Below are 2,023 nucleotides of genomic sequence, written 5' to 3' on the forward strand. Positions count from 1 at the left end.
AACCAACGAGGAGACTAAATGCAGGTTTATTTGGAACACCTTTATGCGGCCTGGGGGTTGGTGCAGCGGGGGAGTCCATCGGCGGGGGTGGATGGGGTAACGACGGAGTTATTTGCGGGGGTGGCCCAGGAGAAACTGGGGCAGATGCAGCGGCAGATGCGACGCGGTTGTTACCAGGCGACCCCGGCGAAGGGATTTTTTGTACCCAAAAAGAACGGTGGCCAGCGGCTGATCGGGCTGTCTACGGTGCGGGACCGGGTGCTACAACGCTATTTGCTTCAGTCGATTTATCCTCGGTTAGAGGCCACTTTTAGTGAGAGTGCCTTTGCCTATCGGCCAGGACTGTCGATCTATGGTGCAGTGGACCGGGTAATGGCGGATTATGGCCAGCAACCCACCTGGGTGATCAAGGCGGATATTCATCAGTTTTTTGACAACCTGGCCTGGGGTGTCCTGATGGGACAGCTGGAGCGGCTCAGGATCGCTAACGGCTCGGTGCAGCTGATTGAACAACAGCTAAAGGCTGGCATGGTGCTGCAGGGGCAATTTTATCGCCCCAATAAGGGTGTGCTGCAGGGAGGCATTCTCTCGGGGGCGCTGGCAAACCTGTATCTGAGTGAGTTTGACCGGCTATGTCTGGCGGCAGATCTTCCCCTGGTGCGCTATGGCGATGACTGTGTGGTGGTATGCCATAGCTATGTGCAGGCCAATAGAGCATTGGCGATGATGCACGACTGGTTAGAAGACATTTACTTGACGCTAAACCCAGGTAAAACCCGGATTATTCCACCGGATGAGGGGTTTGTCTTTTTGGGACATCAGTTTCAAACACAGCAGGTGATCGCGCCGGAACGTAGCCGATCGCAGACACCGAAAAAGAAGAAAGTGGCGCAGCCGGTGTATGGCCCACCAAAGGTTTGCAGCATTGTTCGCAATACGCAAAAGCGACCAAAACAATCAACAGATGACTATTGGAGAGATGGCATGACCACATTATATGTAACAGAACAGGGAGCCTATTTACGGGTACGGCATAAACAGTTTCAAGTATTTCACGAACGAGAACTGCGCTGTAGTGTACCGGCCAATGGTATTAGCCATGTGGTGTTGTTTGGGGCTTGTAATGTATCCCATGGGGCCGTACGTCTGGCATTACAACGACGAATCCCAATGTTGTATCTGTCAGATAAGGGACGTTATTTTGGTCGGTTGCAGACGACGGGGCAGGCCAGGATTGACTATCTGGTGCAGCAGGTGGCCAAGTCCCAGGATGAGAACTTTATCCGTCAGCAGGCAATCAACGTGGTAGAGGGCAAGCTACACAATTCTAGACAGCTATTAATGAAGCTGAATCGACGGAGGAAACCCAAGTCGGAGGTGGCGATTAAATCTATCAAAGAGATGGCTGAGTTGATTAAAAAGGTGCCCACAGCAAAGACGGTAGAGTCCCTAATGGGTTACGAAGGCCATGGAGCAAATCTATATTTTGAAGCCTATGGCTCATTGTTAAAGGGACCATTTGAGTTTGAGAAGCGTACCCGGCGACCACCCACTGATCCAGTGAACAGCTTACTCAGTCTAGGGTATACGCTGCTGTCGCAGAACGTTCATGCCATGACCGAAACGTCAGGGTTACATACGCACTTTGGTAATTTACATACCCCCCAGGCTAATCGGCCCTCATTAGTGTGTGACCTGGTGGAAGAGTTTCGCTCTATGGTGGTAGACGCTCTAGTAGCCTATTTAATCAATTCAGACATTTATAAACCAGAAGATTTTACCCCACCCGATGGACGGGGAGGTGTCTACCTACACCCCGACGGACTAAGGCGCTTTCTCAAACATTGGGAAGAGAAACTGCAGCAAACGGTAACGCACCCACACACAGGGTACAAGGTGAGCTATCGGCGATGTTTTGAGCTACAGGTTTGGGAATATACCGCCTGCATTACGGGGGAGCGTGAGAGTTATAGACCGATGATTTGGAAGGGGTGAGCGAGCAGGGGGGCAGGGGACAGGCTTC

1 protein-coding gene is annotated in these 2,023 nt (G+C 51.9%); it reads left to right on the forward strand.

Annotated features, from left to right (window positions below):
• Positions 1-18: 18 nt before the first annotated feature.
• Complete coding sequence (gene cas1 / locus DXZ20_RS37105; protein WP_163703748.1) at positions 19-1,995, forward strand: CRISPR-associated endonuclease Cas1; 1,977 nt, start codon at positions 19-21, stop codon at positions 1,993-1,995.
• Positions 1,996-2,023: the final 28 nt, after the last annotated feature.

This window comes from Adonisia turfae CCMR0081 (assembly GCF_011009555.1).
In the GTDB taxonomy this organism is placed as follows: Bacteria; Cyanobacteriota; Cyanobacteriia; order Phormidesmidales; family Phormidesmidaceae; genus Leptothoe; species Leptothoe turfae.

Coding starts and splice junctions, on each gene's coding strand:
- cas1 (WP_163703748.1), top strand. CDS start 19: ATGCAGGTTTATTTGGAACACCTTTATGCGGCCTGGGGGTTGGTGCAG.